Origin of the sequence: Rossellomorea arthrocnemi, assembly GCF_904424705.1 — a bacterium.
GTDB classification, from domain to species: domain Bacteria; phylum Bacillota; class Bacilli; order Bacillales; family Bacillaceae_B; genus Rossellomorea; species Rossellomorea arthrocnemi.
Window position 1 is genome coordinate 16,212 of the sequence record NZ_CAJGBF010000012.1, and the last position, 15,660, is coordinate 31,871.

Consider the following 15,660-nt stretch of genomic DNA (forward strand, 5'->3'; position numbering starts at 1 on the left):
CCTCGACCTCTTAAGAGACAGCACCAATGCCACCACCGAAAGAATCGCAGACAGCAATAAAGTCGTCCCTGAACCTACTGGTGTCAAAAATCCGGCTATCAAAAGAAGAATTGCCACTACCAACAAACCAATAATCATCCCTATCCCCCCCCTGTAGAGAAACCGAAAACCATTCCCCAAATTTCTTCATACCGGAATCCTCTTTCACACGGTTATATTCCATAAAATCCTCTTCATTAAATTCAGCCATCGTTTTATGGAAATACCGTGGGATAAAGATATACCAAAGATCGGACCAGCTATTCACATTCTCGGATCCCCTTATCTTTCCTGCGATGGCTCCCGGTGATTTACTCTCAAAAAATCTCATTTCCTCTCCATCATAGTAAGCCAGACAGGATCTGAATTCACACGCTCTGTTCTCCTCACCGTGCATTAGCTTTAAAATCCCCTCAATGCCGATCGTATCCAACATGTGATTCACATATGCCCTCGGGAAACCATTCAGCGCAGAAATAAAAAAACCGGAATCCAGCGCAATGCATGGCCTTTTCACAATGGAGTGGGCTTGCAACACTTTTTGCTTTGCAATTTCTTTGATGTCGTCACTTCTCGGTTCACTCAATTCTGCCTCGATTGATAACACCTTTATGTTCTTTAGTTCCTTTTGAGCAGAAGCGACCTTTCCTTTGTTGGTGGTGACGAAGATAATTTCTTTCATCGTTTTCTCTTTTGCTTCTATCAATGTGCATCCTCCCGATCCTGAGTACTTTCATCTACATGCAAGTTACTGCTTTTTTTCAATTGAAGCTGATGATATCCTAAGACGATAGCTAGCACACCCATCACGAATAAAATGCTGCCTCCCACCAAATAGGTATTGATATATCCCTTTACTATAACGTGGTAATATCCAGTGTCCGCACCACCACGATTAAACAACCAAGCATCTGCACTGGCAGTTCCAAAATACACACTAAAGAAGAGCATGATAAAACCTGCTATCGCTGATAAACCACCTAAGATGGTGACAAGGGTCAAGTTATCTTTTGACATTGGATTTTCCCCTTTCTTGACCAACTTCACTTAACTCATTGATTAATCTGCGCCGGCACCGCCACCGTCAAACTCCAATAGAAGAACCGGATGACGTGCCAGGAGGCGGACTACTCCACTTCTATGAATTCGTTAAAACTCTTGGGGATTATGGTATGCTGATAGGATTAGAGCTGTAAGGGGTGCCGCTGACACCAAAGTACTGTCTACTGTATGAATGGCATTCTTCAGCCATACGCATAGAAAATGGTTTTCGTGTCGTCCTTCAGGGGAAATGATGAAAGGTACGTGGCATCCTTCCGTTTTACATCAAGTGGACGCAGATCTCCATCCTTGATGAAACCGAGCTCCACCATAGTGACACTCGTGAAATTCCCATCGAACGTGTACATGAACATTTCATTGACAAGCAGATTCCCATTTGGCTGAATCACGCCCTGATCCATACTTTATCAGTACTGTACGATTTGGCATGAGAGGTGTGGTTGAAGAAGAAGAGGATGAGAAGTTTCATAAACATGGTTGTTTTCTTCCTTGCCTAAAAATCTTGTCTTACGATAGAAAGTACCTTCGCACTTCATCCCAATTATTCACACGTACATAACCCTTCTCATACTTATTATGCGGTGCCGAAAATAATATCCCCTCTCCCTTGAAATCTTTAAAATGCCTAGGGCTGTCATCAATTAAATAGTCTGCTTGAAGAATGCTTTTGTTACCACAGAAGACAAATTGCAAGTCTGATAGAAACGGGAAATGTTCTTTTAGCCATTCATATTTTGCAGTAAACGAAGTAGGATGCTCCATAGCTGCCGTCGTGATGTAAACCTCGTAGGATTCACTCAGTTCCTTTATTACTTCCTGACTCCCTTCCATTACTTCCAAATCGCGAAAGAAAGTCGGGTCGTCAACATAAGCAAGGATGTCATCCGCAGCATGGGGCCGGATTTTCCAAAGTCTTGTGCCTACTAAATCATCTGCAGTCAGTGTTTCATTGTAATTCTTATTAAATAAATCCAGATGTTTTTTATGTAAGTCTGCCATCACTTCATCCATATCAATGGCTATTCTTTTCATGTGTCTCCTCCTTTCTGTCCGACATAATCTTCCCGAAGCATTCCATACACTGCACAATCCTTAAACTCACCCTTCGCATTGCGGGTCATATGCCGTATGACCCCTTCCTGCTTCATCCCGGCCTTTTCCATGATTCTGCCCGAAGCCGGATGATCCGTATTGTGGACTGCAGATAGTTTGTGAACGTTCATATGTATAAAGGCAAATTCCACGACTGCCTTCAAGGTTTCAGTCCCGTACCCCTTATTCCACCAATCATATCCAATGGAATAACTGACCTCGCAGTTACCCGTGGATGGATCAAAATTATATAAATCAATCTCTCCAATCAGGTCATTACCATCCTTGAGTACAATCCCCCAATAATAAAACTCATTCGAATCGTACCCATTCACAATCTTCTCCATCCGCATCTTTGTATCAACAACGGTCTTGTGCGCAGGACTGACACGATGATCTGATACCCGTTCGTCTGAAAGCCAATGATCAAAGACGCTTTGCGTATCGTCGAGGCACATCTTTCGAAGAATGAGTCGATCCGTTTCTAATGCCCTGGTACCGTCAAAGTGAATCACGCTGTCACTCCTATCTGGTTATAAATATGTCACCATCATCACAACAAAACTGATGATCGTAAAAAGAAGGACTCCATAAAACACTGAACCTACATTGGACTTCAGTTCATTATCCTTTTGAATCTTCCACCCAGCTTCACTTGCTCCAAGTGTGGCCCCTTTGGATAACGCACCACCGCTACTGTTAAAAAAGAAAAGTCCCACTGTTAATCCTAGACCGATGAAAAAGCTCCATTCCCCATAAGAAAAAGAGAACAGAAGGCTCCCGATCCAAATAGCAATAGCAAGTACAGCAGCCGTTACGAATGATGTTCGTGTGATGAGTTTTTTCATTTATATTCCCCCTTGTATTACTCATACTTACGAATGGGGGTGGTAAAAGTTTCAATTTTCAGTCAAATTTCAATTTCCAATACTCTTCACGATTTAAATTCTCTACACACCATTGGTAATGTCCATCCTCGCATGTTGGAGAATAATGATTCGCCGTCATCAGACTGTAGAGTAAGACATAGAAATATAAATCATTCCGTACCCGTTCCCCTAAAGTAGACACTATGATTTCCAAATATCTCTCGGTTAGATTAGCATTCAACTGATTATACATATCCAGACACACCCAGCCGGTAGCCACATCAAATAAATAATCCCCATACATGGTCAACATACCAAAATCAATCAATCCCGTGACTTCATGCTTCTCATTGATTAAGATATTCCCAGGATAGAAGTCTCCGTGAATGATTGAATAGTCCCCTTCATATCCCAATGCCAGCTTTTCCAATACCAGCTTCATCTTTTCCTCATAATTCAGGACATCCCGTGTAAAATAAGGCTTCAGTTCCGCCTGTTTCAACACGACCATTTCTTTTAAAAGGTCAAACCAGTTGTGTATGGTGCCTGGGACAATTCGGTCATCATGAAATAATGTGAACCCTCCAAAGTTGGAGCTTTCTTGTACGGATTGTAATGCCATATTTGCCTGAAGATACGTTTCCATCATGTTTGTTTGTTCATCATATGTCATGCCTGGAAGCTCGCTTTGCATATCGCTTCCCTGTATCCGTTTTTCAATCGTCACTAACCTCTCATTCTCTACCAAGATATCGTGGATATAGGGGAGTTCATAGCTCAGGCGATCCGCCTTTAGTCCGGCATAGAAACCTCTTAATTTCTCTTGTTTCGTTACATCGGGCAAATCATTATACACTTTCAACACTCTGTCATTATTTAAAGCATATACTTCGGCTTCCATTCCGGAACCTAGAAAATCGACTTGTGATAATTGGAACCGCTCCAATAGAAGTTGTTTTCTTCTGTCTTGATTCATGTTTTTCACCTCTATTTTATGAACGATTTGGATGGAAGAATTGTAAGCTCCTCGCACACTTTACCCATTAACCATTCCCCTCATCCCCTTGACGATCCCTATCCTTCAAATACTCTTCATACACTTCCCCCACTCTATCTTTTCCGGGCGCCAAGTCCTTCAATCTTTTATGAATATCATTCAATACATACAACCCTCTAAATAAAGTACCCATCACAAGTCCGAACGCAATCACTCCCCCTGCAAGGGGTCCCAGCATGAGTAAGATATATCCTAAAATCATACATAAAAAGATCGAGAATATTAGTTTCAACACAATACCCCCTAGAATTCCACATAGAATGGATGCTGCCCCTCATTCAAGCAATGCTCGATCCGTTCTCTAAAATTCGAATGCGTCACCATTTTGAGCGCCTCGTCAATCGTAAAAAATCCTACCTCCAAACTCTCAGGAGAAGTAGTCGGTTCTCCTCCAACGGGCTTTGCGAGAAACAGTGTATTACAGATGGACCTCTTCACATTTTGAAATACCCCACAAAACCCTACGATCTCAACTTCAATCCCCGACTCCTCTTTCGTCTCTCTGATCGCCGCGTCTGTTAATGATTCCCCTTCTTCCACCTGACCGCCGGGCATTTCCCAGCCGCGTCTTGGTCCTTTAATTAATAGGATTTCCCGGTTTTCATTCATGACGATTGTAGCCGCTGAAACAATATGTTTTGGCGGTGTGTATGTTTGTTTTGTCATAAAACTTCCCCCTTCATATAAATAGGAACTTACCTTTCACGATAAATCCCACTGTTTATTATCCTTGATTCATGTACCAAATGAGTAATGGCCCCAATGCATAACCAAATATTGCACTCACAACACCTAAAACCATAAACACCATTCCGTACCTATTCTCACCGTAGTCCCTTTTCAAGACCATACCAATACAAAAGGCGATGGCTCCGGCAAGGATGGATGGGGAGATGACAGCAAGCAATGTGGATAGCCAACCAACGAAGATCAGAATATTAGTACCCTTCTTCTCTGTCATAGAATCCCCCTTTTCTTATATAGGCTGACTCCTTTTAACAGTCGTAAAAAATGCCTCTTTTACATAAATCGTATACATTAAGACAATGATTGAGAATACAACATTCCCTATAAAAGGTTGTTGAGGCTGGTTCGTTGCTATTACGGAACTGATTAAGCCAAACAGCACAGAGTATGAGATAAATAGCCAAAATCCCCACTTCTTCAATCGCATGTACCCATAAACCATCAACAGTGAAAAGAAGGCCAAGACAATTCTCATCATCCTTTCAGGCAGGATGGACAATCCAAACCGTTCAGAAATGCTGATGGCGTCAGCATCCGCCTGATAAAAAATGGCGGTGAATAATAAAACCACCGCACCAAAAATATAAAAATATCCTATGATTGATACACCTATAGGTCTCTTCATCTTTTCTCCCATCCCATCGGTTTATTTTACATCCCTCCACTACCAATTATGTCAAAATAAACCATTATACTCAATTACTATTTCACTAAAATCATTGCCATTCCTTCTAATCTTTTTCTACCCAGTACCCCCCATCCGAATTCCTCACCACAACATCAAAATGTTCACTCTTCGGATGCATGAAGAGTTCATATTGGTTTCTGCGCTCGTCATGGGTTTTCCGTAAATAATCCACTTCCATCCCTCTTTCGTTCACATCACGGATCCCCCTTCTCATGAGCTCCGTCTCGCCATCTGTGTAGAAGTAAATCTTCAGATCATATAAATCCGGTTTGCTGAACGCAACAGACATCCCTTCTACAATCGTCAGGTTATTTCGGGAAGTGATAAGACGACTCGGTTCATAGGGCACGTCCAACGTGTAAAAGTCCATTCCTTCCCTCACCATCCTGACGTCCCGGTCGAGGGCGAATAAATGATGAGCGTCCGGATGGCAAGCGGTCATTTTGGATCGATGCTTTTCGTTCCTAAATTCATATTCGATAAAGGAATGCTTCCTGACAGAAGAACTCACAATATAAGGATCAGTGTTGATATAATTAATCTTCTGTCCTTCGAGCAACGTCAAAAGGTTCTTCGCAAACGTCGTTTTTCCCGAAGCACCGTGACCTGAAATACCAATGACCATTCTCCCTTCTTGATTATTTAATCGTTCGGCAATATTATGTAAAACTTTTTCCATGTATTTTCTCCTTCTCTCAACTATTGATCATCCCCGCTTACATCGATTTCAGTACTATCTTCATCCACTCCATCCGGATGCTTCATTTCATACATCTTCCCGCGCATCCTGAATTGCTTGATTATCATGGCCAGGAAGACACCGACCAACGATAGATAAAAGAGGTAATTGAGGTGGAAAAACAAAGCCACAGTTAATAGTAAAATTGATGGAAGAGCGATGAGTAATTGAAGTTTTTTCATCGGGAACCCGCCAATTCCACAAATTCCTCACTATCCTTCACACACAACTCCATCCCTTTTGCCCAAAACGATTCCTCCGTAATGTCTTCCCCTAAATGCTTCATGACCAGGTCTTCTGCTGTCATACGTCCCGAATCACGCAGCAGGTCCATGTATTGTTCCTCGAAACCTTTACCCGTTTCCTTTGCCCTGGCAAAAAGGTGGAGGGCAAGCAAATATCCAAAGGTGTACGGAAAGTTATAGAAAGGTGACTCAGTTTTATAAAAATGCGGGGTCCATATCCACGAATGAACCGGGACTTCATCAAGGGCACCGGTATATCCCTCCTCCATGGCAGATTCCATAAGTTCATTCAGACGTGCTGCCGGGACAAACCCTTCTTTCCGTTCTTCGTGCACATTCTTCTCAAAAATGAATCTCGAGTGGAGATTCATGAAGTTCATGACGCTTCTCTTCAGCTTCTCATCAAGAAGGAACAACTTCTCTTCGTCGGTCTCCGTTTTGTCCATGGCCGCTTCCAGAATGATCATTTCTGCAAACGTCGACGCCGTTTCCGCCAGGCTCATGGGATACGATTTGTTCATCCCGTTCACCGGTTTCATTGCATGGTTGTGAAAGGCATGGCCGAGTTCATGAACAAGGGTCAGCACCCCTTTGAAAGTTCCGGGGAACGTCATGAATACCCTTGACTCCCCCGTCATCGGAAAGCCTGCACAAATGGCAACCGCCGACTTACCGGGAGGATTTTCCGCTTCGACCCATCCTTCGCGGAATGCGGTCTCAGCAAACTCCCCCATTTCGGTCCCGAACGCCCGAAAACGTTCCTCGATCAATGCAGCTGCTTCCCAGTATTCCATTCCTTGATGATCATGATTCATCGGGGACCAGAAATGATAGGACTTCATTTTGGCATCGCCATTCATCTGTGCCTTCACATTCAGATATTCAGCAAACGGCTCTTTATACTTCTCCATCACTGAAAGCATCGCATTCAGCGTTTCCGGCTTTATCCGATTTTGAGCAAGAGGAATCTGAAGAACGTCATCGACGTCCATGCTCTTATACATATTCAATCTGAAGCCTGTCAGATGATTCAGGATCTGGGCGAACTGGCCCTCATGCTCGATCCATTGTGCCATCAGCGCTTCATGAGATTCTTTTCTAACCGATGGATCAGCGTGGGTCCTCAGATTGATTACCTGTCCAACCGAAAGCTCATCTCCCCTCACCTGTACCTTGATGCTGCTCATGAATGATTGATAGACTTGTCCCCAGGCATGGTATCCGTCTGCCATGAGATCCGACACTTCCCGTGAAGGCTCCCGTTCCGCTTCTTCACGCCACTCTCCCAGGATAAAGCGATAATCCTTGAGATTCTCTGAAACGAGCAAACTTCCCCATACCACTTCCTCTATGGAAGCTAACACGTTCTTCAAGTCACTGCCGATAGAATCATATCTTGATTGAAGGGCCAATGCTTTCCCTCTATAAAATTGTGCTCCCTGGTCGTTCGGATCCACCGAAAGCAGACAGATCGCAAATGACTTCATCTGTGATATCGATACTTTAATTTCCCTAAGACGGGCAAGAACATCCCCCAGTTGATCCGGCTCTGGCGTCATCTTCTGCATCATTTCTTCCAGCTCGGAAATCCTGACATTTGTATTGTTCATATGGTTATATAATTCGGGTGATTCGCTTCCTCCATTGAAGATACTGTCGAGATTCCAAACTGTCCTATATTCCGTATCATTCATATTTGATTCTCCCCCTAATCCCAGAGATTCGCCCTCGTACTCCCACCTGTTCGTAAATAATCCAATAACTGACCGGCGTGAACGGATTCGTGATAGGCGATTCTCATCAGCATATCGCCCATTTCTCTCACATATCCTACATCCGAACGATCAATCTTAACAGCAGATAAAGATGCTTCGTTCAAATCCGAAACATATTCCAGAAAACTCTTTCTGAACGGCTCGGCAAGTTCCAACTCGTTTTCCACTGAAATGTACGGCTTACCTAAAAAGGGTGATTCGTATTCACTTAAACTCCCTCCATTGATTAATGCCAGGTGATAATAATGTTCACTTTCTAACACATGACGAACCATCTCGATACAAGACATGGCCTCACCATCTGGTTTCCAATGTAAAAAGTCCTTTGGAATGCCCGACCAAAGCTTTACGCTTCTCCGTCTCACTTCTTCCAAATTGAGTATGATTAATTGAATTGCATTCATCTCTAATAACCCCCTAATCAAACGTATGTTCTTATTTTACCTTATTTTCTACTATCTTCCAATCATTATTTGTCCCAATTTTCTAAATAGACTATAATACCCTTATACTACTAAACGGAGGAATCATCGTGCTAATCACTTTAGCCTTATACAACGAAAACTATGAACATCAGCTTAAGGATTTCCACCAGCCTGAAGATCAGCTCCAATTTACGAGCATGCCCCTGGATAAAATCCATCATCCTGCTATCTCGACGGGCATCGCCCATATAGTCATCCTGAGGGACGATGAACCTGTCGGCTATTTCGCGTTGGAAAAAGGGGAAAAGCTTCTACAATATTCGTCTAATCAAAAGGCAAGACTCTTAACCTCTTTCTCTATCGATGCAAGACACCAGGGACAAGGCTTCGCCAAGAACGGGCTCACCCAATTACCAAGTTTCATAAGGGAAAACCTCCCTGATACAAACGAAGTGGTCCTAGGTGTGAACAAACGGAACCAGGCTGCCATCAGCCTCTACCTCAAGACAGGCTTCACCGACGAAGACGAAATCTTCGAGGGGCGTAATGGACCTCAGCACATTCTTCATTTGAAGATATAAAAACAGAAGTGCCCGCAATCTTGGGCACTCCTGTTTTATTATCCCGTGCAGATCATCACTCGATTACCATCGGGATCCTGGATGACAAAGAAAAAAAAATCATCGAATCTTGTGATTTCAGAAGCGATTTCATAGTTCAGCTGCTCTACATACGAATAAGCTTCCTCAATGTTTTCAGTGTGGAAGTTAAAGAGAGGATGTTTATTCTGACCAGACTCTTTCATGACATCCTCTGGTCCTGCATCCAGGGTCAATCCGGTAAAATAATTGATGGTCAGGTTATACACGGGAGCTTTTACCTGCTCTAAATCATACGGGTGACCCAATAACTCAGAATACCACCGTACAGATTCCTTCAAGTTGCTGACATGGACAAACACCGTATTGATTTGATTTAAGATTGGACTTTTCACTGAACTCGATCTCCTTTATGGTTTATTTGCCTTCATCCATAACAACGCAGGAACGGTTCAAAACCTTACAGGTAAATTTAAAAAATATGATAAAAATAAGTGGCGTTCAATTTGATATCCAGTTCTTTAGCCGCATGCTTCATCAAGTCCCACGAAAAACAGTAGAAGTTCCAGTGAATGATCTCACCTCCAACCGTCTCGATTACATGGAGATTATTGAGATAGAGCTCTCCGTTGGACTTCCTCTCCATCTCGACGACGACCTCTTTGCCCCATAGCATTTTATATTCCGCCACAATGTCGTGCTGAGTATCGACGACTTCCTTCCAATCGTTAAGGGAGTTCCGTTTCGCTTCATCCCTGCCTTCTTCAATTCCGGCATGAACGATATTGACTGTGACATCTTCATTTAACACCGAAGCTATCAGCTCAGGGTCCTTATTCCTGAACCCTTTTATTAATATGTCGAGGGGCGTATTCTGGACAAGATCAACGATGGGCATCGATTGTGCCTGCTTCCGTCTTGTCTTTCTAAGGACCGATCTCGCTCTGCTCAGGTTGGTATACACAGCCCCTTCCGAAGTCGCTATCATGACGGCAATTTCACTCGCCTTGAACCGGAAAGCTTCGGCCAGCAGGAAGGATACGTACTGATGGGGAGTCAAATGTTGCACAAGAAATTCCAGATGGTCCACTAACTCCAGGTCAAATTCAGATGAATGATCAGGCTGGAGCTCTTCCTCCAACGGCAGCACAGCATACGGGATGCGCCTGTAACGGTCAATCCATACATTGGTCGCTATCTTAAACAAGTATGCTTTCATCTTTACAGGCTGATGCATTTTGGCAAGCACGGCTAATGACTTAAACAGAGTGTCCTGTACCAGATCCTCTGCATCCCAAGGTGATCGAGTTAATTTATAGCAATACCTCCACAAATCCGATCGATAGGGCTCGATTTCTTTTTTAAACCGCTGCTCAATATCCCTCAGATCTTCACTCAGTTGATTCGTATCGTTTTCCATCGTCATGACTCCCCTTCATTTTATTTCCAATGATTTCAATACCTCTTTCCAAACCCAAATCTTTCTTAGATATGGGTTTGGAAAGAGGTATTCACTGCAAGATTTATGATACACTTATGTTATCTGAATTTTACAAATAAATCATTACTGAAGACATGCAAGGAGAGCAAATAAAGGAACGAAATTATGATGGCCCAAAGATATCTAAAAAGGAGCTGAAACAATGAACGTCCAACACATACTCGACGAATACAAAAATGCAATCCACGAAAGGGATGTTGAAAGATTCCTCTCGATTTATGATCCCGGCGTCCATATCTATGACTGTTGGGGGAACTGGGAGTGTCAAGGGATTGCTGCCTGGCAGGAGAATGTGACCGAATGGTTCATCGGCTTAAAAGCTGATGGAGAAATCCTGAACGTCGATTTTCAAGATGTCGTGATTGAGGAAACCACGAATCTTGCCTTTGTCCGTTGTGCTGTAACATTCGCTGCACACAACGAATCATCTGGAGAGAAACTTCGCCAGCTGACGAACCGCTTTACATTCTGCATGAAAAACGTAGAGGATACGTGTCTGATCGTACACGAGCATTCTTCCTTACCGATCAGTATGGAGGATGGGAAGGGGATGTTTGGACTTAGGTAAGGTGCTGGATGAACTTAGTTCTCATTCATGCGTTTGGAGTACGTTTCTTCAAAGTTCTCCAGCATGTAAAAGGATGAGGATGATTGGTAACAGAGACACTCCTATCATTATAAACAGACCAATAATCATGATTCTTTTTAGGGGTACATTCCAGATTAAACGAAAAGCCGCTCCCAAGAACAAAACAACAAGAAAGAGTCCGGCAAACGTACCGATCGGCTCCGCTATCCCCAACTGCGATTGGATAAAGGAGCCTTGGTTTATATCAAATGCGGTGACGTTCATCAATACCAAAATGAGCATCAACAGTCCCATTCCCATTGCTACATAGCCACTCTTCTTCACCTTTTCACCCCCTCGCCTATTTGAGCCCCTCAACATTTCCGGTATTCTACCTGCACAATTATTACTTCCCAGTCTGACGAATTGTCACATTTCAAATCCAAACTTCTTCAAAACGAATGATGACGAAAAATATACTGCGGGAAGCGCCACTAACCAGTAAAAAATATTTTTCGGCATGACCATGTTAAAATAGTAAAAAAACAAAGTAATCCATATAAACATCATTAATATACCAAGTACTTTTTTCATCGTTCACTAAAAACCCCTTCGTTAAAACCGCTCCATCAACTCAATATCGGCAAAGCGATCTTCTCCATTTTCTACTATTCATCTCGTTGCTTCCTATTTAACTGGAATACATTTCATGATTCGTTCCTCTCCTGTATTCTGTCACTCTATTCATTCTCCTCACCTCTCTTCTCTGAAGGGTCAGGATACTGCTCATTAAATTCACGTATGGATAATCTCCTTATACTCAATAATAAAATCATAGAAATAATGAAACACAATGGCGCCCCTATATCACTGAACTGAAATTGATCATCGCCCCAACAATCAAAGCCCATCATAAATCCATTAGCCAAAATGAAGGTGAAAATAAAATTTAACACAATGACTTTCCACGAGTATTTAAAAATACTTTGCATCCACCAAATAGTAAAACCTCCTGGCATTCGCTATCTTAAAGTTTGAAACTAACTTCAAGTCCCGTCGGCTTCTTTTGAAAAGGAGTCTGATATTCTTTAAACGTCAAAGTCAGCCCGGATAAGTCTTGGCAAGCAAAGCAATTCCCTCACCATCCACCCACACCGGTTAACAGAGCTCAAGCAACCAATTGTTCAAAAATACAATCTTTACGAAAAGACCTTTTTTAATCAAACACCGTTTCCTTCTGAGAATCCCTCAAAAATTCAAACAGCATCCTAATCTGCGATTCTGTGTTTCGTCCAACCGACAGCTCAGGCAAATGGTCTTCCTTAAAAAATCCGATCCCTTTTGTTTCGACTCCACTTTTTGCTTCCCCGCCGGTCACTTTGCACTGGATGAAAATTTTGTAGTAATGGTACGGTTGCGGGGGATGTGGATGCTTGTTCAAATCCAATAATGCGAGTAATTTTACAGGGGTGACGTCGTACCCCGATTCTTCTTTTATTTCCTTCACAATGTTTTCACTTGGGGATAATCCTATATCACAAAATCCACCGGGCAAAGACCATTTATCATCAACTTTTTCTTTGACCATTAGAATGTTATCGTCCTTGAATACGACACCCCTCACATCTACTTTCGGTGTCTGATACCCTTTTTCATTCGTGAACAAATCCTTGATCGTCTTCATATTAAGGCCAGTATATTCCTGCATGATTTCTGTACTGATCGACCTTAATTCCTCATATCTCTCAATATCGTACACGTCCTTCGAAAAGGCCAGACCCGATTGAGACAGGGCCTGAATCCTCTTCGCCCATTCCAGCCATTTATCGCTCATCGCTCTACACTCCTTTCACTTTTGCCATTCAACCAACCTACCAAGTCCCGAATCATCTCCTCTGTCATTTGATGATTCACACCCTCATACACAATGAAATCTACATGTCTTCTTCTTTTTTGTTTTAGATAATGAAAATAATCCCGCTGTCCCTCTATCGGCATGACCTCATCACTGTCCCCGTGCATAAGGAGAACAGGCGAAGGACCAGCCGGGCTTTCGACAGGATCATATTTCATCAAGCGTGTTCTCAGATCATCAGGTATTACTTCCCGATGATCTCTTTTTCTGAAAAGTTGTTCTGATAAGACAAATGAACCAGAACCGTTTATATTTGCCATTCCCCCTAAGTTTGGTTCACGAGCAAAAATTCCATTGGCCATACACCCGCCCATAGAACTGCCTACAAGGATTACATGCTCTTTACTTATCTTTAATGCCTTCATAAAATCATCAAGTGATCATGATCGTTTCCCAGAAATAAGCCTGCACGTTTTTTGGTTCAAAAGGGTCTGCCAACGGATGTCTTGTATCGTGATAGACGATTTCTGGAATGATAACTTTAAATCCCTCTGCCAGGTCCCTGTACCCATGAGCACTTCCACCCCAACCGTGGTAGATGATGATGACTTTATTAGACTCGTTTTGTTTATTAGGTTCAATAGAATAGTAGTGGAATGAATGTATGCTGTTTTTTTTCATCACGATTTCTCTTTCCTTCCAATCTTCACCGACAATGTCGACTCCTCTTTAAATACTCCAGTTTCACACAGATCAAGCATTGCCTCTCTCACTTCACGTTCAAATAATGGAATATTATTTGAACCTAGGAAACGCTTGGACCCGTAAGAGGTGGAATAAAGGTTCCCCAGCAGTGACTCGATGGTCCAGGTGATTTCGTATGTAGGCAGGGTGTGCACTTCAAGATTAAATTTCGAATGTGAGATGATCTCTTCGTAACTGGTTACAGGGTGAGTATACGTTGAGTTTCCAGCTTTCCGATCATTCCCGTACCATTTAGTGATCACTTCATTGAATCTTACTTGCCAGGGTTTTAACGATTTAGTTGATTCATAATTGTCAATTACCGCTACCCCTCCACCTGGTGAGACGATATCAAATAATTCATCCAATACCTTTGATCGGTCCATCCAATGAAAGGCTTTTGCAATCGTCACAAGTTGATATTGATCAGGATTTCCGGACTTATATTCTTCTAGCGTTCCAGTGAACCATTGAATCTGACCGATCCTCATTTCATGGTGCAGGCGTTCCGCTTCTTCAATCATTTCCGGTTCAATGTCTATGCCCACTATTTTATTGCACCAATCTGAAAACCTTATGGTCAGATGTCCTGTACCGCACCCTATATCAAGTAGGTTCTGCTCTCCATTTAGAGAGAATTTTTCTACTAATAATCTTATTAGAATCGATGGATAGATAGGTCTGTATGTTGAATAATAATGTGCTGCGCCTTTAAATAAATCTGTACCGTACGTATTCAATTTTAATGCCCTCCCTTTGCCGAGCTTTCAATACCAATTATTTCAAATGAATCGTGTGAACTCAAATATTATTTCTATAAAAAAAAGAAACGTATCTTCTGGACGGATACGTTTCCTTGATTGGAATATGGAAGGGCTCAATTCAGGTAGGAACGATATTCAAATGCCGTTGTACCATATACGTTTTTAAAGTGTTTGTTTAAATGGGTTAGATCCACAAAACCGCATTCAGCTACAGCAGAATAGATATCTCCACTTTTCTCTATCATTTGCTTTGCATGTTCTATTTTGACGTTAAGGTAGTACTGGTACGGGGAGATCCCTGTGTGACCCTTGAATAATCTGATAAACTGATATTTGGATAAACCGAGCTCATTAGATATATCATCCAGTTTAAGCCCACTTTCCAAATGGGCATGAAGGATATCTTTCGCTTTTTTTATTAAAGTGTTGTCTTTCTTTATAATTGAAGATAGATCTGTTTGAATAAGACTTTCCGTAAGGGTTAAGAATAATTCATTACAAAACGCATCATCCTTATCGGCTAATATTCCGTGAGCAAGATTTAATATCCTTCTCTTAAGTGTGTCATCATATACAACCGGAGAAGGAAATCGGATCATATCCTTCTTTTCAAGAGCTTCTAATAGCAATTGTGGCTTAACATATAGCATAACGTAATCAAGTCCGGACTCATCATGAGCCATTCCGTCATGTGCCTGTTCCGGGTTAAAGAGCATTACACCGTTCTGATGGGACATTTGCAAGCTGCCATCCAAGTGGAAGCGCTGGATACCGCGAATGGTTACACCTATGGCATACTCTTCATGGGCATGCTTTTTATATGAAAACTCATTAATACTTGCAGATAATGCAGTAATCTCTGCCCTTTTTTTATAAATGAATTTCTCCAAT

The 15,660-nt window shown here is 42.2% G+C and carries 25 protein-coding genes; 2 read left to right on the forward strand and 23 right to left on the reverse strand.

Features of this window, described 5'->3' with window-relative positions; genetic code table 11:
• Window positions 1-10 precede the first annotated feature (10 nt).
• The 15 genes from BAA9072_RS15650 to BAA9072_RS15720 form a co-directional block, all read right to left on the reverse strand.
• The gene (locus BAA9072_RS15650) at window positions 11-745 is read right to left on the reverse strand and encodes a non-canonical purine NTP pyrophosphatase (protein WP_230980894.1); all 735 of its coding nucleotides are present in this window, start codon (window positions 743-745) and stop codon (window positions 11-13) included.
• Window positions 742-1,056 (reverse strand): hypothetical protein, encoded by a 315-nt coding sequence (locus BAA9072_RS15655; RefSeq protein WP_201715620.1) that lies wholly within the window; start codon window positions 1,054-1,056, stop codon window positions 742-744. The genes BAA9072_RS15650 and BAA9072_RS15655 overlap by 4 nt, the downstream gene beginning before the upstream one ends.
• 227 nt (window positions 1,057-1,283) lie before the next feature.
• Complete coding sequence (locus BAA9072_RS15660) at window positions 1,284-1,490, reverse strand: hypothetical protein (protein WP_201715621.1); 207 nt, start codon at window positions 1,488-1,490, stop codon at window positions 1,284-1,286.
• Between the two features lie 118 nt (window positions 1,491-1,608).
• A complete protein-coding gene (locus BAA9072_RS15665; RefSeq protein WP_201715622.1) occupies window positions 1,609-2,133 on the reverse strand; it encodes a 5' nucleotidase, NT5C type in 525 nt (174 codons plus the stop codon).
• Entirely contained in the window at window positions 2,130-2,708 is a 579-nt protein-coding gene (locus BAA9072_RS15670) for a GNAT family N-acetyltransferase (RefSeq protein WP_201715623.1), read from the reverse strand. Before BAA9072_RS15670 ends, BAA9072_RS15665 begins: the two co-directional genes overlap by 4 nt.
• An 18-nt stretch (window positions 2,709-2,726) precedes the next feature.
• The gene (locus tag BAA9072_RS15675) at window positions 2,727-3,041 is read right to left on the reverse strand and encodes a hypothetical protein (protein WP_201715624.1); all 315 of its coding nucleotides are present in this window, start codon (window positions 3,039-3,041) and stop codon (window positions 2,727-2,729) included.
• A gap of 58 nt (window positions 3,042-3,099) precedes the next feature.
• Entirely contained in the window at window positions 3,100-4,038 is a 939-nt protein-coding gene (locus tag BAA9072_RS15680; protein WP_201715625.1) for an aminoglycoside phosphotransferase family protein, read from the reverse strand.
• A 67-nt stretch (window positions 4,039-4,105) separates the two neighbouring features.
• Complete coding sequence (locus BAA9072_RS15685) at window positions 4,106-4,351, reverse strand: hypothetical protein (RefSeq protein ID WP_201715626.1); 246 nt, start codon at window positions 4,349-4,351, stop codon at window positions 4,106-4,108.
• Window positions 4,352-4,362: 11 nt separating this feature from the next.
• A complete protein-coding gene (locus BAA9072_RS15690; protein WP_201715627.1) occupies window positions 4,363-4,785 on the reverse strand; it encodes an NUDIX hydrolase in 423 nt (140 codons plus the stop codon).
• Window positions 4,786-4,843: 58 nt separating this feature from the next.
• Window positions 4,844-5,080, reverse strand: a complete 237-nt coding sequence (locus BAA9072_RS15695; RefSeq protein ID WP_201715628.1) for a hypothetical protein — start codon at window positions 5,078-5,080, stop codon at window positions 4,844-4,846.
• A gap of 15 nt (window positions 5,081-5,095) precedes the next feature.
• Window positions 5,096-5,491, reverse strand: coding sequence for a hypothetical protein (locus BAA9072_RS15700; RefSeq protein ID WP_201715629.1), 396 nt, complete (start codon window positions 5,489-5,491; stop codon window positions 5,096-5,098).
• 106 nt (window positions 5,492-5,597) lie between these two features.
• Entirely contained in the window at window positions 5,598-6,233 is a 636-nt protein-coding gene (locus BAA9072_RS15705) for a uridine kinase family protein (RefSeq protein WP_201715630.1), read from the reverse strand.
• A 20-nt stretch (window positions 6,234-6,253) separates the two neighbouring features.
• Entirely contained in the window at window positions 6,254-6,475 is a 222-nt protein-coding gene (locus BAA9072_RS15710; protein WP_201715631.1) for a hypothetical protein, read from the reverse strand.
• On the reverse strand, window positions 6,472-8,232 hold the full coding sequence (locus tag BAA9072_RS15715) for a M3 family oligoendopeptidase (protein ID WP_201715632.1): 1,761 nt from the start codon (window positions 8,230-8,232) through the stop codon (window positions 6,472-6,474). Before BAA9072_RS15715 ends, BAA9072_RS15710 begins: the two co-directional genes overlap by 4 nt.
• Window positions 8,233-8,246: 14 nt before the next feature.
• Entirely contained in the window at window positions 8,247-8,717 is a 471-nt protein-coding gene (locus tag BAA9072_RS15720) for a DinB family protein (RefSeq protein ID WP_201715633.1), read from the reverse strand.
• 128 nt (window positions 8,718-8,845) lie between these two features.
• Between BAA9072_RS15720 and BAA9072_RS15725 the strand changes: the two genes are divergently transcribed.
• Entirely contained in the window at window positions 8,846-9,319 is a 474-nt protein-coding gene (locus BAA9072_RS15725) for a GNAT family N-acetyltransferase (RefSeq protein WP_201715634.1), read from the forward strand.
• 38 nt (window positions 9,320-9,357) lie between these two features.
• On the opposite strand, the gene BAA9072_RS15730 is transcribed toward BAA9072_RS15725, so the two are convergent.
• The gene (locus BAA9072_RS15730) at window positions 9,358-9,732 is read right to left on the reverse strand and encodes a VOC family protein (protein WP_201715635.1); all 375 of its coding nucleotides are present in this window, start codon (window positions 9,730-9,732) and stop codon (window positions 9,358-9,360) included.
• A gap of 77 nt (window positions 9,733-9,809) precedes the next feature.
• The gene (locus BAA9072_RS15735) at window positions 9,810-10,757 is read right to left on the reverse strand and encodes an RNA polymerase sigma factor (RefSeq protein ID WP_201715636.1); all 948 of its coding nucleotides are present in this window, start codon (window positions 10,755-10,757) and stop codon (window positions 9,810-9,812) included.
• Between the two features lie 223 nt (window positions 10,758-10,980).
• On the opposite strand from BAA9072_RS15735, the gene BAA9072_RS15740 reads away from it, so the two are divergent.
• Complete coding sequence (locus tag BAA9072_RS15740; protein ID WP_201715637.1) at window positions 10,981-11,406, forward strand: YybH family protein; 426 nt, start codon at window positions 10,981-10,983, stop codon at window positions 11,404-11,406.
• 48 nt (window positions 11,407-11,454) lie between these two features.
• Here BAA9072_RS15740 and BAA9072_RS15745 read toward each other — a convergent pair whose 3' ends face one another.
• From BAA9072_RS15745 to BAA9072_RS15770, 6 genes are all read right to left on the reverse strand, one after another.
• Window positions 11,455-11,751, reverse strand: a complete 297-nt coding sequence (locus BAA9072_RS15745; RefSeq protein ID WP_201715638.1) for a hypothetical protein — start codon at window positions 11,749-11,751, stop codon at window positions 11,455-11,457.
• Between the two features lie 871 nt (window positions 11,752-12,622).
• Window positions 12,623-13,240 carry an NUDIX hydrolase gene (locus BAA9072_RS15750; protein ID WP_201715639.1) on the reverse strand — a complete coding sequence of 206 codons (618 nt, stop codon included), beginning with the start codon at window positions 13,238-13,240 and terminating at the stop codon, window positions 12,623-12,625.
• Window positions 13,237-13,686, reverse strand: a complete 450-nt coding sequence (locus BAA9072_RS15755) for an alpha/beta hydrolase family protein (protein WP_201715640.1) — start codon at window positions 13,684-13,686, stop codon at window positions 13,237-13,239. The genes BAA9072_RS15750 and BAA9072_RS15755 overlap by 4 nt, the downstream gene beginning before the upstream one ends.
• Window positions 13,687-13,693: 7 nt before the next feature.
• A complete protein-coding gene (locus tag BAA9072_RS15760) occupies window positions 13,694-13,942 on the reverse strand; it encodes a hypothetical protein (protein ID WP_201715641.1) in 249 nt (82 codons plus the stop codon).
• The gene (locus BAA9072_RS15765) at window positions 13,942-14,745 is read right to left on the reverse strand and encodes a class I SAM-dependent methyltransferase (RefSeq protein WP_201715642.1); all 804 of its coding nucleotides are present in this window, start codon (window positions 14,743-14,745) and stop codon (window positions 13,942-13,944) included. The genes BAA9072_RS15760 and BAA9072_RS15765 overlap by 1 nt, the downstream gene beginning before the upstream one ends.
• Window positions 14,746-14,882: 137 nt before the next feature.
• Complete coding sequence (locus BAA9072_RS15770; RefSeq protein WP_201715643.1) at window positions 14,883-15,659, reverse strand: AraC family transcriptional regulator; 777 nt, start codon at window positions 15,657-15,659, stop codon at window positions 14,883-14,885.
• Window position 15,660 lies beyond the last annotated feature (1 nt).

Excerpts from the sequence above, each read along its gene's own strand:
- BAA9072_RS15720 (WP_201715633.1), bottom strand. The coding sequence starts at position 8,717 with ATGAATGCAATTCAATTAATCATACTCAATTTGGAAGAAGTGAGACGG.
- BAA9072_RS15680 (WP_201715625.1), bottom strand. The coding sequence starts at position 4,038 with ATGAATCAAGACAGAAGAAAACAACTTCTATTGGAGCGGTTCCAATTA.
- BAA9072_RS15700 (WP_201715629.1), bottom strand. The coding sequence starts at position 5,491 with ATGAAGAGACCTATAGGTGTATCAATCATAGGATATTTTTATATTTTT.
- BAA9072_RS15705 (WP_201715630.1), bottom strand. The coding sequence starts at position 6,233 with ATGGAAAAAGTTTTACATAATATTGCCGAACGATTAAATAATCAAGAA.
- BAA9072_RS15755 (WP_201715640.1), bottom strand. The coding sequence starts at position 13,686 with ATGAAGGCATTAAAGATAAGTAAAGAGCATGTAATCCTTGTAGGCAGT.
- BAA9072_RS15735 (WP_201715636.1), bottom strand. The coding sequence starts at position 10,757 with ATGGAAAACGATACGAATCAACTGAGTGAAGATCTGAGGGATATTGAG.
- BAA9072_RS15695 (WP_201715628.1), bottom strand. The coding sequence starts at position 5,080 with ATGACAGAGAAGAAGGGTACTAATATTCTGATCTTCGTTGGTTGGCTA.
- BAA9072_RS15740 (WP_201715637.1), top strand. The coding sequence starts at position 10,981 with ATGAACGTCCAACACATACTCGACGAATACAAAAATGCAATCCACGAA.
- BAA9072_RS15710 (WP_201715631.1), bottom strand. The coding sequence starts at position 6,475 with ATGAAAAAACTTCAATTACTCATCGCTCTTCCATCAATTTTACTATTA.
- BAA9072_RS15675 (WP_201715624.1), bottom strand. The coding sequence starts at position 3,041 with ATGAAAAAACTCATCACACGAACATCATTCGTAACGGCTGCTGTACTT.
- BAA9072_RS15715 (WP_201715632.1), bottom strand. The coding sequence starts at position 8,232 with ATGAATGATACGGAATATAGGACAGTTTGGAATCTCGACAGTATCTTC.
- BAA9072_RS15665 (WP_201715622.1), bottom strand. The coding sequence starts at position 2,133 with ATGAAAAGAATAGCCATTGATATGGATGAAGTGATGGCAGACTTACAT.
- BAA9072_RS15690 (WP_201715627.1), bottom strand. The coding sequence starts at position 4,785 with ATGACAAAACAAACATACACACCGCCAAAACATATTGTTTCAGCGGCT.
- BAA9072_RS15655 (WP_201715620.1), bottom strand. The coding sequence starts at position 1,056 with ATGTCAAAAGATAACTTGACCCTTGTCACCATCTTAGGTGGTTTATCA.
- BAA9072_RS15750 (WP_201715639.1), bottom strand. The coding sequence starts at position 13,240 with ATGAGCGATAAATGGCTGGAATGGGCGAAGAGGATTCAGGCCCTGTCT.
- BAA9072_RS15760 (WP_201715641.1), bottom strand. The coding sequence starts at position 13,942 with ATGAAAAAAAACAGCATACATTCATTCCACTACTATTCTATTGAACCT.